The organism is Lysobacter sp. Root76 (assembly GCF_001428685.1).
Classification (GTDB): Bacteria; Pseudomonadota; Gammaproteobacteria; order Xanthomonadales; family Xanthomonadaceae; genus Lysobacter.
Genome location: NZ_LMIK01000006.1, coordinates 315,875 through 337,174 on the forward strand (window position 1 = coordinate 315,875; position 21,300 = coordinate 337,174).

General features: G+C 70.0%; 19 protein-coding genes and 1 pseudogene. 9 read left to right on the forward strand and 11 right to left on the reverse strand.

What is annotated here, in order from left to right:
- Nucleotide 1 precedes the first annotated feature (1 nt).
- The 5 genes from ASE10_RS13345 to ASE10_RS13365 are packed head-to-tail and all read right to left on the reverse strand — an operon-like array spanning nt 2 to nt 4,434.
- On the reverse strand, nt 2–1,339 hold the full coding sequence (locus ASE10_RS13345; RefSeq protein WP_055906630.1) for an amidohydrolase family protein: 1,338 nt from the start codon (nt 1,337–1,339) through the stop codon (nt 2–4).
- A 23-nt stretch (nt 1,340–1,362) separates the two neighbouring features.
- Nucleotides 1,363–1,893 carry a 3-hydroxyanthranilate 3,4-dioxygenase gene (locus ASE10_RS13350; protein ID WP_055906633.1) on the reverse strand — a complete coding sequence of 177 codons (531 nt, stop codon included), beginning with the start codon at nt 1,891–1,893 and terminating at the stop codon, nt 1,363–1,365.
- 4 nt (nt 1,894–1,897) lie between these two features.
- A complete protein-coding gene (locus ASE10_RS13355) occupies nt 1,898–2,341 on the reverse strand; it encodes a RidA family protein (protein WP_055906636.1) in 444 nt (147 codons plus the stop codon).
- Entirely contained in the window at nt 2,338–3,003 is a 666-nt protein-coding gene (can, locus tag ASE10_RS13360) for a carbonate dehydratase (protein WP_055906639.1), read from the reverse strand. The genes ASE10_RS13355 and can overlap by 4 nt, the downstream gene beginning before the upstream one ends.
- 3 nt (nt 3,004–3,006) lie before the next feature.
- On the reverse strand, nt 3,007–4,434 hold the full coding sequence (locus ASE10_RS13365; RefSeq protein ID WP_055906642.1) for an aldehyde dehydrogenase: 1,428 nt from the start codon (nt 4,432–4,434) through the stop codon (nt 3,007–3,009).
- Nucleotides 4,435–4,812: 378 nt separating this feature from the next.
- On the opposite strand from ASE10_RS13365, the gene ASE10_RS13370 reads away from it, so the two are divergent.
- The 9 genes from ASE10_RS13370 to ASE10_RS13410 all read left to right on the forward strand — a co-directional run bounded on the left by ASE10_RS13370 (nt 4,813) and on the right by ASE10_RS13410 (nt 17,404).
- Nucleotides 4,813–6,441 carry a TldD/PmbA family protein gene (locus ASE10_RS13370; protein WP_055906644.1) on the forward strand — a complete coding sequence of 543 codons (1,629 nt, stop codon included), beginning with the start codon at nt 4,813–4,815 and terminating at the stop codon, nt 6,439–6,441.
- 21 nt (nt 6,442–6,462) lie between these two features.
- Nucleotides 6,463–7,797 (forward strand): TldD/PmbA family protein, encoded by a 1,335-nt coding sequence (locus tag ASE10_RS13375; RefSeq protein ID WP_055906648.1) that lies wholly within the window; start codon nt 6,463–6,465, stop codon nt 7,795–7,797.
- Nucleotides 7,798–7,896: 99 nt separating this feature from the next.
- Entirely contained in the window at nt 7,897–9,522 is a 1,626-nt protein-coding gene (locus tag ASE10_RS13380; protein WP_055906651.1) for a TldD/PmbA family protein, read from the forward strand.
- Nucleotides 9,523–9,611: 89 nt separating this feature from the next.
- Complete coding sequence (locus ASE10_RS13385) at nt 9,612–10,289, forward strand: DUF4159 domain-containing protein (protein ID WP_157480969.1); 678 nt, start codon at nt 9,612–9,614, stop codon at nt 10,287–10,289.
- Between the two features lie 22 nt (nt 10,290–10,311).
- On the forward strand, nt 10,312–11,310 hold the full coding sequence (locus ASE10_RS13390) for a MoxR family ATPase (protein WP_055906657.1): 999 nt from the start codon (nt 10,312–10,314) through the stop codon (nt 11,308–11,310).
- A gap of 25 nt (nt 11,311–11,335) precedes the next feature.
- Nucleotides 11,336–12,232 carry a DUF58 domain-containing protein gene (locus tag ASE10_RS13395; protein WP_055906660.1) on the forward strand — a complete coding sequence of 299 codons (897 nt, stop codon included), beginning with the start codon at nt 11,336–11,338 and terminating at the stop codon, nt 12,230–12,232.
- Complete coding sequence (locus ASE10_RS13400; protein WP_055906663.1) at nt 12,229–13,380, forward strand: BatA domain-containing protein; 1,152 nt, start codon at nt 12,229–12,231, stop codon at nt 13,378–13,380. Before ASE10_RS13395 ends, ASE10_RS13400 begins: the two co-directional genes overlap by 4 nt.
- Nucleotides 13,377–15,551 (forward strand): hypothetical protein, encoded by a 2,175-nt coding sequence (locus ASE10_RS13405; RefSeq protein WP_055906666.1) that lies wholly within the window; start codon nt 13,377–13,379, stop codon nt 15,549–15,551. The genes ASE10_RS13400 and ASE10_RS13405 overlap by 4 nt, the downstream gene beginning before the upstream one ends.
- On the forward strand, nt 15,548–17,404 hold the full coding sequence (locus ASE10_RS13410; RefSeq protein WP_157480925.1) for a carboxypeptidase regulatory-like domain-containing protein: 1,857 nt from the start codon (nt 15,548–15,550) through the stop codon (nt 17,402–17,404). The genes ASE10_RS13405 and ASE10_RS13410 overlap by 4 nt, the downstream gene beginning before the upstream one ends.
- A gap of 2 nt (nt 17,405–17,406) precedes the next feature.
- On the opposite strand, the gene ASE10_RS13415 is transcribed toward ASE10_RS13410, so the two are convergent.
- From ASE10_RS13415 to asnS, 6 genes and pseudogenes are all read right to left on the reverse strand, one after another.
- Nucleotides 17,407–18,192, reverse strand: coding sequence for an SDR family NAD(P)-dependent oxidoreductase (locus ASE10_RS13415; protein WP_056305392.1), 786 nt, complete (start codon nt 18,190–18,192; stop codon nt 17,407–17,409).
- Between the two features lie 17 nt (nt 18,193–18,209).
- Nucleotides 18,210–18,833 (reverse strand): FMN-binding negative transcriptional regulator, encoded by a 624-nt coding sequence (locus tag ASE10_RS13420; RefSeq protein ID WP_055906676.1) that lies wholly within the window; start codon nt 18,831–18,833, stop codon nt 18,210–18,212.
- Nucleotides 18,834–18,840: 7 nt separating this feature from the next.
- The gene (locus ASE10_RS13425; protein ID WP_055907149.1) at nt 18,841–19,149 is read right to left on the reverse strand and encodes a hypothetical protein; all 309 of its coding nucleotides are present in this window, start codon (nt 19,147–19,149) and stop codon (nt 18,841–18,843) included.
- A gap of 26 nt (nt 19,150–19,175) precedes the next feature.
- Entirely contained in the window at nt 19,176–19,481 is a 306-nt protein-coding gene (locus ASE10_RS13430) for a hypothetical protein (RefSeq protein ID WP_055906679.1), read from the reverse strand.
- A gap of 7 nt (nt 19,482–19,488) precedes the next feature.
- Nucleotides 19,489–19,874 (reverse strand): annotated as a pseudogene (locus ASE10_RS13435) (ADP-ribosylation/crystallin J1); the annotation flags it as partial.
- A complete protein-coding gene (gene asnS / locus ASE10_RS13440; protein WP_056305395.1) occupies nt 19,852–21,252 on the reverse strand; it encodes an asparagine--tRNA ligase in 1,401 nt (466 codons plus the stop codon). The pseudogene ASE10_RS13435 and the gene asnS, both read right to left, overlap by 23 nt.
- Between the last annotated feature and the right edge of the window lie 48 nt (nt 21,253–21,300).

Below are 21,300 nucleotides of genomic sequence, written 5' to 3' on the forward strand. Positions count from 1 at the left end.
GCTAGGGTGCTGGCGATCCCGCAGCGGCTTCGACGCAGTCGCCCAGGCAGACCAGCCGGCCCTGCCGCATCACCATGCGCATGCGCAGCAGCTGCGAGGCGTCGCGCTGCGGGTCGCCGTCGACCGCGATCAGGTCGGCGCGGTAGCCCACGCGCAGCCGCCCCAGTTCCGCGCCCAGGCCTAGGGCGTCGGCATTGCCCGAGGTCGCGGCGCGGACGGCTTCGGGCAGGGGCACCCCGGAGTCGACGTAGTACTGGACCTCCAGCGCGGTCGCGGTCGGCGCGAAACTGGGGCCGCCGTCGGTGCCCAGCGCCAGCGGCACCCCCGCGCGCCAGGCGCGCCCCGGCCCGGCCTTGGCCGCCTGGGTCCAGGCGCGCAGGTCGTCGACGGACTGGCCGTCGCGCCCGCCCGCGAACGTGCCCAGCTTGGATTCCACGTAGCGGGCGACGAAGGCGGTGGGCACCAGGTAGGCGTGCTGGCGCTTGAACAAGGCCACCGACTCCTGGTCGAAGTAGGTGCCGTGCTCGATGGTGCGCACGCCCGAGCGCAGGGCGAGGTTGATCGCGGCGGTGCTGTGCGCGTGCGCGGCGACCGGGCGATCGGCCTGACGTGCGGCCGAGACCGCGCCGACGACTTCGTCCTCGAACAGGATCGGTGCGGCGTCCGGGCGGCCGCCGGATTCGCGGCCCGAGCCGGACACGGTGATCTTGATCCAGTCCGCGCCGTCCTCGATGTTCTGGCGCACTGCGCGCCGGCACGATTCCGGGCCGTCGCAGGCCGCGGGCGGGTAGGGGACCTGGTCGGGCTCGGCGCGCTTGGCGCCGTGTCCGCCGGTGCGCGAGATGATGCGGCCGGCGGCCAGGATGCGCGGGCCCTCCAGCAGGCCGCTGTCGATGGCGTCGCGCACCGCGTAGGTCACGCCGCTGTTGTCGCCGGTATCGCGCACCGTGGTCACGCCGGCGCGCAGCAGACGCAGCGCGTAGGACGCGGTGGCCAGAGCGAGCCGCGGCCCCGACGCATTGGTTGTGGTGTCCGCATTGGTATCGATGGCCAGGTGCACATGCAGGTCGATCAGGCCGGGCAGCACCGTGGCCTGGGACAGGTCGAGCACGCGCGCGCCCGGCTCGATGCCGGCATCGAGTCCCGGCTGGATCCTGCTCAGACGCTGGTCGCGTATCACCAGCGTATGCGGCCCCAGGCTCGGTTCACCGGGTTCGGCGATCAGGCCTCCTGCCAGCACCACGGTCGGCTGCGATTCGGCGGCCGCGGGCGCAGCGAGGGCGCTCGCCGGCAGTGCCGCGGCGAGCAGCAGAGACAGTTTGGGCAGCAGCGGGGACATGAGCGCCTGCACCGGGCCGCGCGTCAGGTGTCCGGCATCGTGTAGCGCGCGGGCGCCGGATTGAGATGCCCGCACTGCTTGCAGCTGCGATGTTCGGTCGAGGCGTAGAAGCGATCGAACACCGGCGGAAAGTCGGTCTCGATGTTGTGCAGGTGAAAGTATTCTTCGTACAGCTTGTGGTTGCAGCGTTCGCAGAACCACATCAGTCCGTCGTCCTCGTCCGGCCGGCGCCGGCGCTCGATCACCAGGCCGATCGAGTCGGGCATGCGCTGCGGCGAATGCGGCACCCGCGGCGGCAGCAGAAAAGTCTCGCCGGCGCGGATCGGGATGTCGCGCACGGCGCCGTCTTCCTGGATCCGCAGCACCATCTCGCCTTCGAGCTGGTAGAACCACTCCGCACCTTCGTCCCAATGGTAGTCGGTGCGCTGGTTGGGGCCGCCGACGACCATGACGATGAAGTCGCCGACATAGACCACCTTGTTGCCGACAGGCGGCTTGAGCAGGTGGCGGTGTTCTTCGATCCAGGCTTGCAGGTTGATCGGTCCGGGCAGCATGGTCCTACTCCGCGGCGCGCGGCAGGCGCGCGATGCATTTGAGTTCGATCGCGATCGGGGTCGGCAACGCGGTGATTCCCAGGGTCGTGCGGCAGGGCGCGCGGTCGATGTCGGGGAAGGCCTCGGCCCAGGCCGCGTTGTAGGCGGCGAAGTCGCGGGCCATGTCGGTCAGGTAAACGGTGACGTCGACCAGGTCGTCCCAGCCCGCGCCGCTGGCTTCGAGCACCGCGCGCACGTTGGCGAAAACGGCCCGGCACTGCAGCTCGATGTCGTAGGACACCAGGCGTCCGTCGGCGTCGTGGACGTTGCCGGGGATGCCGTTGCTGGCCGCGTCGCGCGGGCCGATGCCGGACAGGAACAGCAGCTCGCCGACCCGGCGCGCATGCGGGTACGAGCCGACCGGCCGCGGCGCGGCATCGGTACGCACGCTGCGGTCGGACGCGCTCATCGCGGCGAACCGCCGTGGGTGGAATGCACGCGCGCCACCGCCGAGTCGTAGGCCGACTGCAGCGCCTCGTGCGACTCGATGTCCATGCCCAGGTCGTGGACGCGGCCGTTGCGCAGGCTGTAGACCCAGCCGTGCACGGTCAGGGGCTGGCCGCGCGACCAGGCGTCGCGCACGATCGTGGTCAGGCAGACGTTCTGCACCTGCTCGATCACGTTGAGCTCGCACAGGCGGTCGTGGCGTTCGTCCTGATGGGCGTGGGCGATGCAGGACACGTGCTTGTCGGCGACGTCGGTGACGTGGCGCAGCCAGTTGTCGACCAGGCCGTAGCGATGGCCGTGCAGGGCCGCGTGCACGCCGCCGCAGCCGTAATGGCCGACCACCAGGACGTGCTTGACCTTGAGCACGTCGACCGCGAACTGGATCACCGACAGGCAGTTGAGATCGGTGTGGACGACCACGTTGGCGATGTTGCGGTGGACGAAGACCTCGCCGGGGGCGAGATCGATGATCTGGTTGGCCGGCACGCGCGAATCCGAGCAACCGATCCACAGGTATTCGGGCGCTTGCTGGCGCGACAGCTTGGCGAAGAACTCGGGGTCCTCGGCGCTGATCCGTTGCGACCATTCGCGGTTGTTCTTCAGCAGGTCGTCGAGTTGGCTCATTGCTTATCCCAGGTGGAGGCCGACGTTCTTGGCGTCGGTGAAGAAACGCATGGCCTCGATGCCGCCCTCGCGGCCGAGACCGGACGCGCCGACGCCGCCGAACGGCGTGCGCAGGTCGCGTTGCAGCCAGGTGTTGATCCAGACCATGCCCACGCGCAGCTGCGCGGCCAGACGATGGGCGCGATTGAGGTCGCGGGTCCAGATCGAGGCCGACAGGCCGTAGTCGCCGGCATTGGCCAGGGCCAGGGCATGGCTGTCGTCGTCGAAGGGCTGCAGGGTCAGTACCGGGCCGAAGATCTCTTCGCGGTTGCTGACGGCGTCCGGGCCCAGGCCTTCGATCACGGTCGCGGCCACGTACCAGCCCGCGCGCTCCAGCGCGCCGCCGCCGCAGAGCACCTGGCCGCCTTCCTCGCGCGCCCGATCGAGCGCGCGCAGGACCTTGTCGTAATGCGCTTGCGAGACCAGCGGCCCGAGCGTGGTGGTGTCCTGGTCGGGATCGCCGGCGCGCAGGGCCTGGGCGCGCTCGACCATGGCGGCGCGGACTTCGGCGTAGATCGATCGTTCCACCAGCATGCGCGAGCCGCACAGGCAGATCTGCCCGGAATTCTGGAACGCCGAGCGCACCAGGGTGTCGAGCTGGCCGCGCCAGTCGCTGTCGGCGAACACCAGGGTCGGGTTCTTGCCGCCCAGTTCCAGCGAAACCTTCTTCAGCCGCGGCGCCGCCAGCGCGGCGATGCGCTGGCCGACCGCGGTGCTGCCGGTGAACGAGATCGCGCGCACCGCGTCGTGATTCAGCAAGGGCTCGCCGACCTGCGGCCCGAGACCGTGGACGATATTGAGCACGCCGCGCGGGAAGCCGATCTGCGCCGCGAGTTCGCCGAGCATGGTCGCCGTGGCCGGCGTCACCTCCGAGGGCTTGGCGACCACGGTGTTGCCCGCGGCCAGGGCCGGGGCGATCTTCCAGGTGAACAGGTACAGCGGCAGGTTCCAGGGCGAGATCGTCGCGACCACGCCCAGCGGCGAGCGCAGGGTGTAGTTGAGCCCGGCCTGGCCATGGTGGGATTCGCTGGCGAACTGGGTGGCGGCGTGGGCGAAGAAGCGCAGGTTCGACACGGCGCGCGGGATCTCGACCTCGCGTGCGAGCCGGATCGGCTTGCCGGCGTCCTTGGATTCGGCCTGCGCGAACGCTTCCAGCCGCGACTCCAGCGCATCGGCCAGTTTCTCCAGCCAGCGCGCGCGTTCGCTGTGGGGCAGAGCGGCCCAGGCCGGGAATGCGGTCTGGGCGGCGGCGACCGCGGCCTCGACATCGGCCGCATCGCCGGCGGCGACCTGTGCATACGCCTGCGCATTGGCAGGATCGTAAACCTCCAGCCAACCGCCGCTGGCCGGGTCGCGGGACTGTCCGTCGATGCAGTGCCGGAAATAGCGCATCCGACTAGCTTAACGCGTGGGCCGTCCAGCGCCCATCGCGACCGCGTCGATCCGTGCCGCTTAGATCGGTGCCGCTTAAATCCGTGCGGCTCCGATCCGTGCGGCGCCGATCCGATGCAGCGGGACCGCCGCGACGGTCCGCGTCGGCGCCGCATGCTCTGCGCAGGATGCGTATGCCGCGGTGCGTCACGCTGCGGCCAAGCTATGCAAAGCCCGGCGGCATCCAGGTTCCAGCTTCGTCATCGTCGGCATGACCCGGGTCGGACGGCACTTGACGCATGCGTTGGCGGCTCTGCACATTCCAGCGGACCCTTCTCATCCATGCCCGGTGGCGGACGGCAACGTCGACATGCGGGCCTCAACGGCGGAAGAACCAACGTGGACAGACGCGATTTCCTGACGATGTCAGGCCTGGGCTTGGCCGGGCTGATGGTCCCTTACGGCAACCTCATCGCCGCCGAGGCCCTGCTCGCGCCGCTGGACGTGGCCAAGAAGAAGGCGCTGGCCGACGCCGCGCTGGCCGCGGCCACCCAGGCCGGCGCCTCGTACTGCGACGTGCGCATCGGCCGTTACCTGCGCCAGTTCGTGATCACGCGCGAGGACAAGGTCCAGAACGTGGTCAACACCGAGTCCACCGGCATCGGCATCCGCGTGCTGGTCGACGGCGCCTGGGGCTTCGCCGCGACCAACCGCCTCAATAACGATGGCGTGGCCAAGGCCGCGCAGCAGGCCGCCGCGATCGCGCGCGCCAACGCCAAGAGCCAGACCGCGCCGGTGCAACTGGCCAAGGCCCCGGGCGTGGGCGAGGTGTCGTGGAAGACGCCGATCAAGAAGAATTCGATGGAGGTCCCGCTCAAGGACAAGGTCGACCTGCTGCTGGGCGTCAACGCCGCGGCGATCAAGGCCGGCGCCGACTTCGTCAACTCGATGCTGTTCCTGGTCAACGAACAGAAGTACTTCGCCTCCACCGACGGTTCCTATATCGACCAGGACGTGCACCGGATCTGGGCGCCGATGACGGTCACCGCGATCGACAAGGCCAGCGGCAAGTTCCGCACCCGCGAGGGCCTGTCCTCGCCGATGGGCATGGGCTTCGAATACCTCGACGGCGCCGCTTCGGGCAAGGTCGTCTCGCCCAACGGGGTGGTCAACTACAGCGACTCCTACGACATGCTCGAGGACGCGGTCGCCTCGGCCAAGCAGGCGCGCCAGAAGCTGACCGCGCCGTCGGTGAAGCCGGGCAAGTACGACCTTGTGCTGGACCCCTCGCACACCTGGCTGACCATCCACGAATCGGTCGGCCACCCGTTGGAACTGGACCGCGTGCTCGGCTACGAAGCCAATTACGCCGGCACCAGCTTCGCCACCCTGGACAAGCTCAAGGACAAGTTCCGCTACGGCAGCGACAACGTCACCATCTTCGCCGACAAGACCCAGACCGGCAGCCTCGGCGCGGTCGGTTACGACGACGAGGGCGTCAAGACCAAGCGCTGGAACCTGATCAAGGACGGCACCCTGGTCGACTACCAGACCATCCGCGACCAGGCCCACATCCTGGGCAAGACCGAGTCCGACGGCTGCTGCTACGCCGACAGCTGGTCCAGCGTGCAGTTCCAGCGCATGGCCAACGTTTCGCTGGCGCCGGGAAAGAACAAGCTCAGCGTCGCCGACATGATCAAGGACGTCGAGAACGGCATCTACATCATCGGCGACGGCTCGTTCTCGATCGACCAGCAGCGCTACAACGCCCAGTTCGGCGGCCAGCTGTTCTACGAAATCAAGAACGGCAAGATCACCGGCATGCTCGAGGACGTGGCCTACCAGATCCGCACGCCGGAGTTCTGGAACGCCTGTACCGCCGTCTGCGACGACAGCGACTACCGCCTCGGCGGTTCGTTCTTCGACGGCAAGGGCCAGCCGGGCCAGGTGTCGGCGGTCTCGCACGGTTCGAGCACGGCGCGCTTCAACGGCATCAACGTCATCAACACCGCCCGCAAGCTCGGCTAAGCGACGCCAGGAGAATCCACGATGAGTATCTTTACCGAAGCCGAAGCCCGGACCATCCTCGAGAAGGTCGTCAAGCTGTCCAAGGCCGACGAGTGCACCGCCACCCTGAGCGGCTCGATCAACGGCAACATCCGTTTCGCCCTCAACAACGTCTCCACCAGCGGCATCGTCGACGACGCCGACCTCGCGGTCCAGGTCGCGTTCGGCAGCCGCGTCGGCGTGGCCACCATCAACGAGTTCGACGACGCCGCGCTGGAGCGCGTGGTGCGCCGCGCCGAGGACCTGGCGCGGCTGGCGCCGGAGAACCCCGAGTTCATGCCGGCCATCGAGAAGCAGAGCTACAAGCCCAGCAACACCTTCAGCGAAGCCACCGCGGGCATCACGCCCGAGTATCGGGCCAAGGTCGCGGCCGACTCGATCGCGCCCTGCCGCGCCGACAAGCTGACCGCGGCCGGCTTCCTCGAGGACGGCCAGAGCTTCGTCGCCTTCGCCAACAGCAAGGGCAACTTCGGCTACCAGCGCGCCACCAACTTCGACTACACCTGCACCGTGCGCACCGACGACGGCCGCGGTTCGGGCTGGGTCGGCCGCAACCTCAAGAACGCCGACGAGTTCAAGGTCGACAGCGACGTGCGCACCGCGATGCGCAAGGCCACCGAATCGGCCGAGGCCAAGGCGCTGGAGCCGGGCAAGTACACCGTGATCCTGGAACCGGCCGCGGCCGCCGGCCTGATCTCGTTCATGATGAATTTCTTCGACGCCCGCCAGGCCGACGAAGGCCGCAGCTTCCTGTCCAAGAAGGGCGGCGGCAACAAGCTCGGCGAGCAGGTCTACGACCCGCGCGTGAACATCGTCGCCGATCCCTGGGACGAGCGCGCCGCGGTCATGCCCTGGGACGGCGAGGGCCTGCCGCGCGAGAAGATGGCGGTGGTCGAGAACGGCAAGGTCGCAGCGCTGCGCTATTCGCGCTACTGGGCCAAGAAGCAGGGCAAGCGCGCCGTCGGCGCGCCCGGCAACCTGCTGATGGCGGGCGGCGACAAGTCCACGGCGGAGCTGATCAAGGGCACCCAGAAGGGCATCCTGGTCACCCGCACCTGGTACATCCGCCTGGTCGATCCGCAGACCGTGCTGCTGACCGGCCTGACCCGCGACGGCACCTTCTACATCGAGAACGGCGTGATCAAGCACCCGGTGAAGAATTTCCGCTTCAACGAATCGCCGGTGATCATGCTCAACAACATCGAAGAACTCGGCAAGCCGGTGCGCGTGGCCGGCGACGAGTCCTCGTTCGTGATGATGATCCCGCCGATGAAGCTGCGCGACTTCACCTTCACCTCGCTGTCGGACGCGGTCTGACGCCCACCGGCGCGGGCGGCGCCACCGGACTCCGGTGCGCCGCCCGTCGCCGACGCGCCCCGTGCGCGTTCCATCGATTCCGCCGAGCCGAACACGCCTGTGCAACGACGCGACTTCCTGAGTTTCACCGGCCTGGGTCTGGCCGGCCTCATGCTTCCCTACGGCCGCAGCATCGCCGCCGAAGCCCTGCTCGAACCGGTCGACGGCGCGCGCCGCCGCGCCCTGGCCGATACCGCGCTGAACGCCGCGCGCGAGGGCGGGGCGTCGTACTGCGACGTGCGCATCGGCCGCTATCTGCGCCAGTCGGTGATCACCCGCGAGGCCCAGGTCCGCAACATCGTCAACAGCGAATCGGCCGGCGTCGGCATCCGCGTGCTCTGCGAAGGCGCCTGGGGTTTCGCGGCCACCGCGCGCGCGACCCCTGAAGCGGTGGCCAATGCGGCACGCCAGGCCCTGGCCATCGCCCGCGCCAACGCCAAGGCCCAGACCCGCAAGGTCGAGCTGGCGCCGGTCGCCGGCGTGGGCGAGGTGCGCTGGGCGACGCCGGTGCGCAAGAACGCGATGGCGGTGCCGATCAAGGACAAGGTCGATCTGCTGCTCGGGGTCAACGCCGCCGCGCTCAAGGCCGGCGCCGACTTCGTCAATTCGACCTTGTTCGTGATCAACGAACAGAAGTACTTCGCCTCCACCGACGGCAGCTACATCGACCAGGACGTGCACCGGATCTGGCTGCCGCTGACCGCGACCGCGATCGACAAGGCCAGCGGCAAGTTCCGCACCCGCGACGGCCTGTCGGCGCCGATGGGCATGGGCTACGAATACCTGGACGCGGACCCCGCGCAGAAGCATGCGCTGCCCGGCGGCATGACCGGCTACGGCCGTTCCTACGACGTGATGGAGGACGCCGTCGCGGCCGCCAGGCACGCGCGCGCCAAGCTCAAGGCGCCGTCGGTCAAGCCCGGCAAGTACGACCTGGTGCTCGACCCCTCCAACATGTTCCTGACCATCCACGAGAACGTCGGCCATCCGCTGGAGCTGGACCGCGTGCTCGGCTACGAGGCCAACTACGCCGGCACCAGCTTCGCCACGCTCGACAAGCGCGAGCAGGGCTACCGCTACGGCAGCGAGGTGGTCAATTTCGTCGCCGACAAGACGCGTCCCGGCAGCCTGGGCGCGGTCGGCTACGACGACGAGGGCGTGAAGACGCGCGAGTGGGATCTGGTCCGCGACGGCATCCTGGTCGACTACCAGGCCACCCGCGACGAGGCCCACATCCTCGGTCACAAGGAGTCGCACGGTTGCAGCTACGCCGATTCCTGGTCCAGCGTGCAGTTCCAGCGCATGGCCAATGTCTCGCTGAAGCCGGGCAAGAAGCCCTTGAGCGTCGCCGAGATGGTCAAGGGCGTCGAACGCGGTCTGTACGTGCACGGTCGCGGCTCGTACTCGATCGACCAGCAGCGCTACAACGCCCAGTTCGGCGGCCAGCTGTTCTTCGAGATCAAGAACGGCCAGGTCACCGGCCTGGTCGAGGACGCCGCCTACCAGATCCGCACGCCGGAATTCTGGAACGCCTGCGTGGCGGTCTGCGACGAGCGCGATTTCCGCCTCGGCGGTTCGTTCTTCGACGGCAAGGGCCAGCCCAGCCAGGTCTCGGCGGTGTCGCACGGTTCGAGCACGGCGCGCTTCGACGGCGTCAACGTCATCAATACCGCGCGGGCGCTGTAGGCAGGGCCGTCGATGCGCGAGCTCGCCGCCACCCCCGCCACGGCGCCGGCCGGCGTGGCGCCGTGAACCGCGCGCAGTTCCTGCGCCTGATGCTCGGCGGCCTGGCCGGCGCGGCCCTGGCGCGCCCGTGGCAGGCCGCGTCCGCCGCGGCCGAGTACGACTTCTGGTTCACCCGCCTCAAGTACGACTCCGGCGACTGGGACGTGGACCAGCGCATGCCGGCCAACCTCATCACCTCGCTGATCGACTACACCAATCTGCGCGTGGACCCCAAGGAACACGTGCTCGCCCTGGCCGATCCGAAGATGCTGACCGCGCCGTTCTGCTACCTGGCCGGGCACAAGCTGGTCGAGTTCAACCCCGACGAGCGCCGCAACTTCGAGCGTTACGTGCGCAACGGCGGCTTCGTCTTCGTCGACGACTGCAACCACGACATCGACGGCCTGTTCGCGCGCTCGTTCGAGGCGCAGATGGCGACGATCTTCGGCCGCAAGGCGATGAAGAAGCTGCCCAAGAACCATCCCATCTACCGCAGCTTCTTCACCTTCGACGGCCCGCCCGCGACCGGCTTCGAACTCAACGGCTGGGGCGACGACCTGGTCCACGAGTATCTGCAGGGCATCGAGATCGACGGCCGTCTGGGCGTGCTCTACAGCAACAAGGACTACGGCTGCGAATGGGACTACGACTGGCGCAACAAGCGCTTCCTGGCCGAGGACAACACCAAGTTCGCGGTCAATATCGTCATGTACGCGCTGACCGCGTGAACGAACCAGCAAGGGAACACCGATGAGCCAGACCCCCAGCGAATCCGATATCCAGGCCGAACTCGCGCAACTGGGCACCTTGCGCAGCGCGATCGCCCAGGCCATCGTCGGCCAGGACGACGTGGTCGAACAACTGCTGATCGGCCTGCTCGCCGGCGGCCACTGCCTGCTCGAGGGCGTGCCCGGACTGGGCAAGACCCTGCTGGTGCGCTCGCTGGGGCAGGCGCTGGAGCTGCAGTTCCGGCGCGTGCAGTTCACTCCCGACCTGATGCCCAGCGACATCCTCGGCACCGAGCTGCTGGAGGAGGATCACGGCACCGGCCATCGCCATTTCCGTTTCCAGCCCGGCCCGATCTTCACCAACCTGCTGCTCGCCGACGAGCTCAACCGGACGCCGCCCAAGACCCAGGCCGCGTTGCTGGAAGCGATGCAGGAGCGCACGGTCAGCTACGCGGGCGTGACCCACGCGCTGCCGGCGCCGTTCTTCGTGCTGGCCACCCAGAACCCGCTGGAGCAGGCCGGCACCTATCCCTTGCCGGAAGCGCAGCTGGACCGGTTCCTGCTGCATATCCGCGTCGATTATCCCAGCGAGCGCGAAGAGCACGACATCCTGCAGCAGACCACCGGCGCCCACAGCGCCCAGGTGCCGCGGGTGATGCACGGCGAGCAGGTGCTGGCCTTGCAGGCGCGGGTGCGCGAGGTTCATCTGGGCGAGGATCTGCTGCTGTGGATCACCCGCCTGGTGCGCGCCAGCCGTCCCGGCGACGGCGCCCTGGCCGAAGTGAAGCAATGGGTGAAGTGGGGTGCCGGCCCGCGCGCGGGCCAGTCGCTGGTGCTGGCGGCCAAGGCGCGCGCCTTGCTGCGCGGGCGCCTGGCGGCCACTCGCGACGACGTGCTCGCGCTCGCGGCGCCGGTGATGCGGCATCGCCTGCTGTTGTCGTTCGCGGCCGAGGCCGAGCAGAAGAGCGCCGACGACGTGATCGCGGCGCTGCTGCGCGGCGTGCCGTTCGCCGGCGCCTGAGCGTCGCAGCAGGACGGCCAGGGACATGAGCGGCGATCTGATTCCGGCGGCGGTGCGGGCGCGCTTGCGCAATCTGCGCCTGACCTCGCGGCGCGCGGTCGGCGCGCACGGGCTGGGCCTGCATCGCAGCCGCAGCCGCGGTGCCGGGCTCGAATTCGCCCAGTACCGCGCCTACGAGCCCGGCGACGAACTGCGCCAGATCGACTGGAAGCTGTACGCGCGCTCGGACCGCTTCTTCGTGCGCGAAGCCGAACGCGAAAGTCCGCTCGCGGTGTGGTTGTTGATCGACGCCAGCGCTTCGATGACCCAGGCCGACGCCGCGCGCCCGGGCTGGACCCGGCTGGACGCGGCCAAGGCCCTGGCCGCCTGCGTGGCCGAGCTGGCGCTGCGCCAGGGCGATCGTTTCGGCCTGATCGCCTTGCGCGGCGACGGCCTGCGCCTGCTCGCGCCGGCCACCGGCCCGCGTCAGCGCGACCGCCTGCTGTTGGAGCTGCAATCGCTATCGGCGCAGGGCAGCTGGCCCGCGGCCGACAAGCTGCGGCCGCTGTGGGAACGCATCGCCGCCGACGACCTGGTGCTGATGCTGGGCGACGGCTTCGACGAGAGCGGTGTAGCCGTAGCCGAACGTCTGGCCGCGGCGCGGCGCGAAGTGTTGAGCCTGCGCATTCTGACCGCCGAGGAGCGCGACTTCCCCTATCAGGGCGGCCACCGTTTCCGCGATCCGGAAACCGGCGAGGAACTGCTCGGCGACGGCGCCGCGCTGCGCGCCGAATTCCTGGCCCGTTTCGGCGCAGCGCGGGCCGAGATCGATGCGCGGCTGGACGCCTGTGGCATTCGCCATGCCGAATACGTGCTGGACCAGGAACTCGACTTGCCGCTGCACCGCTTGTTCGGCGCCCGCGACGCCGCGGAGTACGCGTGAACTTCGCCCTGTTGCTGCCTGCCGCGCTGGCCGCGCTCGCGGCCCTGATCCTGCCGCTGCTGATTCATCTGGCGCGGCGCAGCGAGCAGCGGCCGACCGACTTCGCCGCGCTGCGCTGGCTGCGCCAGAAGCCGCGCCCGCGCCATCGCATCCGCTTCGACGAACGCCTGCTGCTGTTGCTGCGTTTGCTGTTGCTGGCGCTGCTCGCGTTGTGGCTGGCGCGGCCGGTGTCGTACGGTGCGGTTAGCCATCAGCCCTGGATCGTGGTCGCGCCCGGCGTCGATCCGCGGGCCGTGCCGGCGGGCGAGGGCGCACGCGTACGCTGGCTGGCGCCGGGCTTTCCCGCCATCGATACGGCGCCGCCATCGCAACCGGTCGCGCTGGCGAGCCTGTTGCGCGAGCTCGATGCGACGCTGCCTGCGCAGGTGCCGCTGCGCGTGCTGGTGCCTGCGCAACTGAGCGGCGCCGACGGGCAGCGGCCGGTGTTGTCGCGAGCGCTGCAGTGGCAGGTGGTTGCCGGCACGACGGACGCAGCACCCGCCGCCGCCGTCGCGCCGCCGAAGCTCGCGATCCGCTACGCGGCCGAACGCGCGGCGTCGCTGCCGTACCTGCGCGCCGCGGTTTCGGCCTGGTCGCCGCAGAGCGTCTCCGCCGACAGCGGGGTCGCCGGCACTGCGGCGCCCACCGACCCCAAGACCCAGGTAATGGTGTGGCTGGCGCCGGGCGCCTTGCCGACAGCGGTGCTGGACTGGATCGGCGCCGGCGGCACCGCCGTGCTCGATGCCGACGCGCAATGGCCGCAGACCGCCGCTCGCGCGCCGCTGTGGCGCGATGCGGACGGTGCCGTGCTGGTCGAGGGATCGAGCTACCGCAACGGGCGCGTGCTGCGCTTCACCCGCGCACTGGCGCCGCAGACGATGCCGGAGCTGCTGGAACCGCAGTTTCCGCGCCGCCTGCGTGAACTGCTGAGCGCGCCGGTCGCCGCGCCCGGTCGCGCGATCGCCAGCGACTACGCGCCGCGCACCGGTGGCCCGAGCTTCGACGCGCCCGCACGCGATCTCAAACCGTGGCTGGCCTTGCTGATCGCCGCGCTGTTCGCCTTGGAGCGCTGGCTCGCCACGCGTCCGCGCCGGGGCGTCACGCCATGAGCGCCGCCCATGAGTTGCAGAAACTGCTGCGGGCCGCGCGACTGCGACGCGGCCTCGACGCGTCGCTGGTCGCCGCGCCCTGGCTGGCGGTCGCGGCGACGCTGGCGGGGCGCTGGAGCGGGGCGGTCGTGGCGTTGCCGGTCGCGCTTGCCGGCGCGGCCGTCATCGCCTTGGCCTGCTGGCGCCACGCCGCACGACTGGACACGCAATGGCTGGCGCGCAGGCTCAACGCACGCCGCGCCGACATGGACGACAGCGCCGACCTGCTGTTCGCCGAGTCCTCGCCGCTGGGCGCGTTGCAGAACCTGCAGCGCTCGCGCCTGCAAGGACGCATCGAGACCGGCGCGACGCCCGACCTGCGCCCGGGCTGGTCGCTGCGCCGCTGGCTGCTGTCGGCCGCAGTGGCCGTGCTCGCATTGCTGGCGATCCTGCTGTGGCCGCGGCCGGACGACGCGCCGCTGAGCGAACGCCTGGCCGATGCGGTCGGCCTGGCGCCTGCGCCTACACAGACACGGCTCACACAGACCCAGCTCGCGCTCGCGCCGCCCGCGTACACGCGCCTGCCCGCACGCGAGGACAGCCAGCTCGAAGCCAAGACGGTGCAGGGTGCGCAGCTGCGCTGGCGCCTGCGCTTCCAGCCGCAACCGCGTTCGGCCGAACTGCTCTTCCACGAAGGCCGCCGTCTGCCCCTGCAGCGCCAGGGCGAGGACTGGTCGGCGAGCCTGATCCTGGACAAATCGACCCTGTACCGCATCGTGCTCGATCCGCAGGCGCTGCCGCTGCAAAGCCGGCGCCTGTATCGCCTCGATGTCGTGCCCGACCGTGCGCCGCAGTTGCGCGTGGTCGAACCCGACCGCGGCCTGACTTTGCTCGCGGCGGGACAGCGTGTGTGGCCGCTGCTGTTCGACGCCAGCGACGACTACGGCCTGGCCGCGAACGCGACGCTGCGCATTACCCTGGCGCAGGGCTCGGGCGAGAACATCACTTTCCGCGAGCAGCAGCTGAGCCTGCGCGGCAGCGGCAGTGCGACCGCGAAACGCTATGCGCATCGACTCGACTTGGCTGCGCTGGGTTTTTCCGCCGGCGACGACCTGATCGTGCAGCTGAGCGTCGACGACAACCGCAGCCCGCAGCCGCAGAGCGCGCGCAGTCCCAGCCTGATCCTGCGCTGGCCGGCGGACCTGGGCCAGGAAGCGACCGGTATCGAGGGCCTGGTCAAGACCACGCTGCCGGCCTACTTCCGCAGCCAGCGCCAGATCATCATCGATGCCGAGGCGCTGTACGCGCAGCGGCGCAAGCTCGAAGCCGGCCTGTACGCGAAGCGCTCGGACGGAATCGGCGTCGACCAGCGCATCCTGCGTTTGCGCTACGGCCAGTTCCTGGGCGAGGAGGCCGAGGGCGAACCGAAGCCGCCGACCAACGATGCCGAGGACGTCGCCAACGAGGCCGGCGAACACGACGAACACGCTGCGGGCGCCGAGGCCCACGACGATCACGAGCACGCGCCGTCGCAGGCTCCGTCCCGGTTCGGGGATGCCGGCTCGGTGCTGGAGGAATACGGGCACACCCACGATCACGCCGAGGCCGCGACCCTGCTGGATCCGGAAACCCGCAAGTTGTTGAAGGCCGCGCTGGATGAGATGTGGCAGTCCGAACTGCACCTGCGCCAGGGCCATCCCGACCAGGCCCTGCCTTATGCCTACCGCGCCCTGCGCTACATCAAGCAGGTGCAGCAGGCCAGCCGCATCTACCTGGCGCGGGTCGGCCCGGAACTTCCGCCGATCGACGAGAGCCGGCGCATGAGCGGCGAGCGCGAAGGTCTGGCGCGACGCGGCGACGCCTTGAACGCGGCGACCGCGCCCGATCCGGCGCTGGAATCGCTGTGGCGGGCGCTTGAAGCGCCGCCGGCGCGGGCGGGATCGGCGATCGACACCGCCGCGCTGGAGCGCTGGCTGCGCGAACACGAGGCGCGGGTGCCGGACCCGCTCGCGTTCGTGGCCGCGATCGACGCGCTGCGCGAACGCCCCGATTGCGTCCCGTGCCGCGCTCGCCTGCGTGGCCTGCTATGGCCTCTGTTGACGCGACCACCGGCCGCGCTGCCGCGGCGCGAGGACGGCGGCGACGAAGGCCGGCGCTATCTGGATGCCTTGCGCAAGGAGTCGGCGCCATGAGCGGGTTCGCTGACATGACGCCCGAATTCGCGCTGGCCGCATTGCTGGCGCTGGCCGTGCTGGTCGCGCTGGCCGGCCTGGTCTGGCGCCAGCACCGCGCGCCCCTCGGACAACGCGGACATGCTTGGCGTTTCGTGTTGCTGTTCGTCGCGCAGCCGGCTTGCGCGGTCCTGCTGTATCTCGCACTGCTGCCGCCTTGGCTGCAGGGCGAAGCCGGCACGATGCTGGTCGCTACCGCCGGCAGCCAGGGCTTCGCCGAGGGCGTCGCCGGCGATGTCCGCGTCGTGCTGCCCGAAGCCGCCGCCGCGCTCGACGGCGAGCGTGTGCCGGACCTGGCCACGGCCTTGCGCCGGCATCCGGGCACGCGGCGCCTGCACGTGATCGGCGCAGGGCTGGAGGCGCGCGATCTCGACGCCGCGCGCGGACTTTCGATCGAGTTCCAGCCGGCGCCGCTGCCGCGCGGCCTCAGCGGCCTGTGGCTGCCGCCGCGGATAGCGGCGGGCGGCGATTTCCAAGTGCACGGTCGCGCCGAGGGTCTGGCCGGCGGCAGCGCCGAATTGCTGGATCCGGCCGGTCGTCGCGTCGACCGCGCGTCCCTGGACGCGGGCGGCGGCTTCGCGCTCGCAGGCAGCGCTCGTGGCGAAGGGCTGGCGAATTTCGCGCTGCGCCTGCTCGACGCGCAACGCAAGCCGGTGGAGCAGGTCGAACTGCCGCTGCGGACCGTGGCCGAAGCCGCGCCGCGCATCCTGATCCTGGCCGGCGCGCCCAATCCCGAACTCAAGTACCTGCGCCGCTGGGCGCTGGACAGCGGCGCGAGCCTGCACACGCAGATCGGCGTCGGCGGCGGCATGCAGCTGGGCGACGCGCCGATCGCGATCAATGCCGCGACCCTGGCCGGCTACGACCTGGCGGTGCTGGACGATCGCAGCTGGGAGGCCCTGAGCGCGGCGCAGCGCGCCGGCATGGTCGAAGCGTTGCGCAACGGTCTGGGCCTGGTCTTGCGTGTCACCGGCCCCTTGTCCGAAAGCACGCGCGGGCAATGGCGGGCGCTGGGTCTGAACGTCGATGCCGGTCGCGACACCGCGACCCTGCGTCTGGCGGTGGACGCCGGTGCGGACGAGGATGCGATCCGCGCCCGCATCGGTCCGGGCACTGCGGATGCGCCGCATGCGCGCGACGAAGCGATCCCCGAAACGCCGCAGCTGAGCCGGCGCGCCGTGCGCCTGGAATCGCCGCAGACGCGCCCATTGCTGCGCGATGCGAACGGCGTCGCGTTCGCGGTCTGGCGCGCCGAAGGCCGTGGCCGCGTCGCGCTGTGGACGCTCACCGACAGCTTCCGGCTGGCCCTGGCCGGCCGCGGCGACCTGCATGCGCAACTATGGAACGACGCCTTGGCGGCGGTCGCGCGTGCGCGTGCGGGCGAGACGCCCGAGATCGACGCCGACGCACGTCCGGATCAGCGCCTGAGTCTATGCGGCTTGGCGTCCGGTGCGCGCGTCTCCGCACCGGACGGCAGCGAACTGGTGTTGCCGATCGACCCGGTCAGCGGCGCGCGTCGCTGCGCCGGTTACTGGCCGCGCCTACCTGGCTGGCACGTGCTGCATCAGGGCGAACGCGCCTGGCCGTTCGCGGTGCGCCGCGCCGACGAGGCGCCGGGTTTGCGCGCGAGCGCATTGCGCGAGGGCACGCTGGCGCTGGCCGCGCAGCCGCCCACACGCGCGAGCGCAAGCGACGCGTCCGCGAACGCGCATCGCGGTCCGTCCTGGCCGTGGTTCCTGGGCTGGCTGCTGCTCAGCGCAGCGCTGTGGTGGTTTGAGCGTTCGCGCTACGGGCGTGCGCCCGCGGCGGCTTAGGCTCAGATCGACTGCATGCGTCCGCCGTCCACCGCCAGGCTCACGCCGTTGACGTAGGCGGCGGCGGGCGAGGCGAGGAAGGCGATGCTGGCGGCGATCTCGGCCGGCTGGGCGAAGCGGCCGGCCGGCACGGTCTTGCGCATGGCCTCGACGATCGCCTCCTCGGACTGGCCCGAGCTGCGTGCGCGGTCGCCGATGATCTGGGTGATGCGGCCGGTTTCGGTGTAGCCGGGCAGCACGTTGTTGACCGTGATGCCGAACGGCGCGAGTTCGCGCGACAAGGTCTTGGCCCAGCTCGCGACCGCGCCGCGGATGGTGTTGGACACGCCCAGGCCGACGATGGGTTCCTTCACCGAGGTCGAGATCACGTTGACGATGCGGCCCCAGCGCGCCGACTGCATGCCCGGCAATACCGCCGCGACCAGGGTCTGGTTGGCGACCAGGTGACGGTTGAACGCATCGAGATAGGCCTCGATCGCGGCGCTGTGGGCGGCGCCGCCGGGCGGGCCGCCGGTGTTGTTGATCAGGATGTGCACCGGACTACCGGCGGCCAGCGCTTCGACCTGGGCGCGCAGCGCGGCGGTGTCGGAGACGTCGCTGGCGATCCAGCCGTGCTGCTGCGACTCGCGCGTCGGCAGGGCCGCGACCACCGCCTGCAAGGCTTCAGGCCTGCGCGCCAGCACCGTGACGTCGGCACCGAGCAGCGCCAGTTCATGCGCCGCGGCGCGGCCGATGCCGTCGGAACCGCCGCAGACCAGGGCGTGCTTGCCGGTGAGATCGAGGTCCATGGCGGGTCTCCGTAGGGTCAGGCGTCGGGCAGGCCGGCGCGCACTAAGGCCGCGACCTCGCGTGCGTTTTCGCCGCCGAGCGCGTCCAGGTGCCGGGCGACCGAGATGCGATTGGCGAGCGGGTGGTTCTGGCTGAACTTGAACTTGAGCGTCGCGCGCTCGACTTCGAAACGGAAACCGACGATGCCGCGCAACTGCCGGCGCAGGTCCTCGCGCTCGGCCTCGAATCGCCAGTCGCTGCCGACCTGGGCTTCGTGGTGGACGCTGAGGTCATCGACCAGACGTGCGAGTTCGGCTTCGTCTTCGTAGGTGTCCAGGCGCCCGTGCAGATGCGCGACCGCGTAGTTCCAGGTCGGCACGCGGGCGGCTTCTTCCTTGTCCGGGTACCAGCCCGGTGAGACGTAGGCATGCGGGCCGTGCACCACCGCCAGCGCCGCGCCGGCATGGCCGGACTGCGGGTTCGGCCTGGCCCAATGCCCGCGCAGCTGGATGCGATCGCCGTCGCGGCGGTACAACACCGGAAGGTGCGAGACCGTGGGTTCGCCGTCGCGGACGCTGATCAGGGTGATGAAGCTGTCGCGCACGAACAGCGCGTCCAGCGCGGCCAGATCGGCTTCGGCGAAGGCGCGCGGCAGGTACATGGCCGCCTCAGTGCCGCTGCGGCAGCTTGAGTACCATCGACTCGCGCAATGCCTCGTCGTCGGCGGCGCGCGGCGGCGTGAGTTCGTCGAGCGCGAAACCGCGCTCGGCCGCATCCTCGTCGTCCAGGCCGTCCAGCGAGACGAACTCGGCATCCATCAGCGCGGCGCGGGCGGTGTCTTCGCTGTCGTAGGCCAGGGTATTGCCGTCGCTGTCGAAGACTTCGGCGGTGCCGGCGTCGCGTACGCGCAGGCGCGCCCAGATCACGGTGCGGCCCAGCGTCGCCAGCCACCATTCTTCGCGCAGGGTTTCGTTCATGGGTTCGTCGCTCATAGAAGCATCGCTCATGGCAGCACCGTCGACAGCGCCCACAGCAGGCCGGCGCAGACCAGCCCGGCGATGATGGTCAGCAGCGACAGCCGCGCCGGATCGGCCAGGCCGTCGAGATTGCGGTCAGCGGCCTTGCGGTAGCCGCGCACCAGCAGCCAGCGCCAGGCGCTGGGATTGGCGAACGCGCCGGCGCCGAGCTCGCGCTGCAGCTCCGGATGGCGGTCGCGGATGTGCACCAGCGACAGCGGCCAGAAGATCACGAAGGCGCAGAAGCCGGCGATGGCGACGGCGACGAACAGCAGGGCTAGGAACAGAATCACGGGATGCTCAATCCTGGGGCGCGCGGTATTCGCCGATGACTTCGATCAGCCCGACGATGCGGTCGTTGAGCTGCTCGAGCTCCTCGGCCGGTACCCACCATTCGGTGTGGTGCGAGCCGCCGACCTTCTGGATTTCGTAGCGCGCCATGAACTCCGCGTCGACCTCGAAGCGGGTCACGTAGCCCACGCCGCTGTCCTTGATGTTCCACTGCGTCGCGATGTCGATCGCGTACTGCTCGTTGGTCACCGGATAGAAGATCGGCTGTTCGGGCAGGCGCGGCGGCCAGCGCCGGAATCCGCTGGCCTCGACCAGCGCCAGTTCATTCGGGCCGGTCGGTCGATACAGGGTCACCGTTGCCATGGCGCGACCTCAGAACTCGGCGCTGCCCGGCGCGCGCGGGTAGGGGATCGCGTCGCGGATGTTGCCCAGGCCGCAGACGTAGACCACCAGGCGCTCGAAGCCGAGGCCGAAACCGGCGTGCGGCACCGTGCCGTAGCGGCGGAAGTCGCGGTACCAGCCGTAGTGGGCCGGGTCCAGGCCGAACTGGGCCATGCGCGCGTCCAGTATGTCCAGGCGCTCTTCGCGCTGGCTGCCGCCGATGATCTCGCCGATGCCCGGGGCCAGCACGTCCATCGCGGCGACGGTCTTGCCGTCGTCGTTGAGGCGCATGTAGAAGGCCTTGATGTGCTCGGGGTAGTTGGTGACCACGACCGGACGGCCGACGTGCTGCTCGGTCAGCCAGCGCTCGTGCTCGGTCTGCAGGTCCAGGCCCCATTCGACCGGAAACTCGAACTTCTGCCCCGACTTCTGCAGCAGGCCGATCGCGTCGGTGTAGTCGATGCGTTCGAACGGCGCGTTGACGAAGGCTTCCAGGCGGGTGATCGCGTCGGGCTGGACGCGCTCGGCGATGAAGGCCAGGTCGTCGCCGCGCTCGTTCAGCACCGCGCGGAACATGTACTTGAGGAAGTCTTCGGCCAGGCGCGCGTTGGCGGCCAGGTCGTTGAAGGCGACCTCCGGCTCGATCATCCAGAACTCGGCCAGATGGCGGGTGGTGTTGCTGTTCTCGGCGCGGAAGGTCGGGCCGAAGGTGTAGACCTTGCTCAGCGCCAGCGCGTAGGCCTCGGCGTTGAGCTGGCCGGACACGGTCAGGAAGGTTTCCTTGCCGAAGAAGTCGCGCGAGAAATCGACCGCGCCGTCCTTGCCGCGCGGCAGGTTGGCCATGTCCAGGGTCGAGACGCGGAACATCTGGCCCGCGCCCTCGGCGTCGGACGTGGTCACGATCGGCGTGCTGATCCAGTAGAAGCCGTTCTCGTGGAAGAAGCGGTGCGCGGCCTGCGCCAGGCAGTTGCGGATGCGGGTGACGGCGCCGAACAGGTTGGTGCGCGGACGCAGGTGCGCGACTTCGCGCAGGAATTCCAGCGAATGCGCCTTGGGCTGGATCGGATAGGTTTCCGGATCGTCGACCCAGCCCACCACCTCCAGCGCGCTGGCCTGGATTTCGAAGCTCTGGCCCTGGCCCTGCGAGGCGACCAGAGTGCCGGTGGCGATCACCGCGCAGCCGGCGGTGAGGTGCTTCACCTCGGCTTCGTAGTTGCCCAGGGTATTGGGCGCGACCACCTGGATCGGCGCGAAGCAGGAGCCGTCGCTGACATTGACGAAGCTCAGCCCGGCCTTGGAGTCGCGACGGGTACGTACCCAGCCGCGGACCGTGACTTCACCGCCCGCCGGGACCTTGCCCGCGAGTGCCTGTTCGACGCTGACCACCGTCATGGGATTCCTGCCTCGGAACGCTGTTCGATAAGAACCCTGGATGATAGC

Coding starts and splice junctions, on each gene's coding strand:
- ASE10_RS13345 (WP_055906630.1), bottom strand. CDS start 1,339: ATGTCCCCGCTGCTGCCCAAACTGTCTCTGCTGCTCGCCGCGGCACTG.
- ASE10_RS13390 (WP_055906657.1), top strand. CDS start 10,312: ATGAGCCAGACCCCCAGCGAATCCGATATCCAGGCCGAACTCGCGCAA.
- ASE10_RS13375 (WP_055906648.1), top strand. CDS start 6,463: ATGAGTATCTTTACCGAAGCCGAAGCCCGGACCATCCTCGAGAAGGTC.
- can (WP_055906639.1), bottom strand. CDS start 3,003: ATGAGCCAACTCGACGACCTGCTGAAGAACAACCGCGAATGGTCGCAA.
- ASE10_RS13355 (WP_055906636.1), bottom strand. CDS start 2,341: ATGAGCGCGTCCGACCGCAGCGTGCGTACCGATGCCGCGCCGCGGCCG.
- ASE10_RS13410 (WP_157480925.1), top strand. CDS start 15,548: ATGAGCGGGTTCGCTGACATGACGCCCGAATTCGCGCTGGCCGCATTG.
- asnS (WP_056305395.1), bottom strand. CDS start 21,252: ATGACGGTGGTCAGCGTCGAACAGGCACTCGCGGGCAAGGTCCCGGCG.
- ASE10_RS13420 (WP_055906676.1), bottom strand. CDS start 18,833: ATGTACCTGCCGCGCGCCTTCGCCGAAGCCGATCTGGCCGCGCTGGAC.
- ASE10_RS13395 (WP_055906660.1), top strand. CDS start 11,336: ATGAGCGGCGATCTGATTCCGGCGGCGGTGCGGGCGCGCTTGCGCAAT.
- ASE10_RS13425 (WP_055907149.1), bottom strand. CDS start 19,149: ATGAACGAAACCCTGCGCGAAGAATGGTGGCTGGCGACGCTGGGCCGC.
- ASE10_RS13415 (WP_056305392.1), bottom strand. CDS start 18,192: ATGGACCTCGATCTCACCGGCAAGCACGCCCTGGTCTGCGGCGGTTCC.
- ASE10_RS13385 (WP_157480969.1), top strand. CDS start 9,612: ATGCTCGGCGGCCTGGCCGGCGCGGCCCTGGCGCGCCCGTGGCAGGCC.
- ASE10_RS13405 (WP_055906666.1), top strand. CDS start 13,377: ATGAGCGCCGCCCATGAGTTGCAGAAACTGCTGCGGGCCGCGCGACTG.
- ASE10_RS13350 (WP_055906633.1), bottom strand. CDS start 1,893: ATGCTGCCCGGACCGATCAACCTGCAAGCCTGGATCGAAGAACACCGC.
- ASE10_RS13365 (WP_055906642.1), bottom strand. CDS start 4,434: ATGCGCTATTTCCGGCACTGCATCGACGGACAGTCCCGCGACCCGGCC.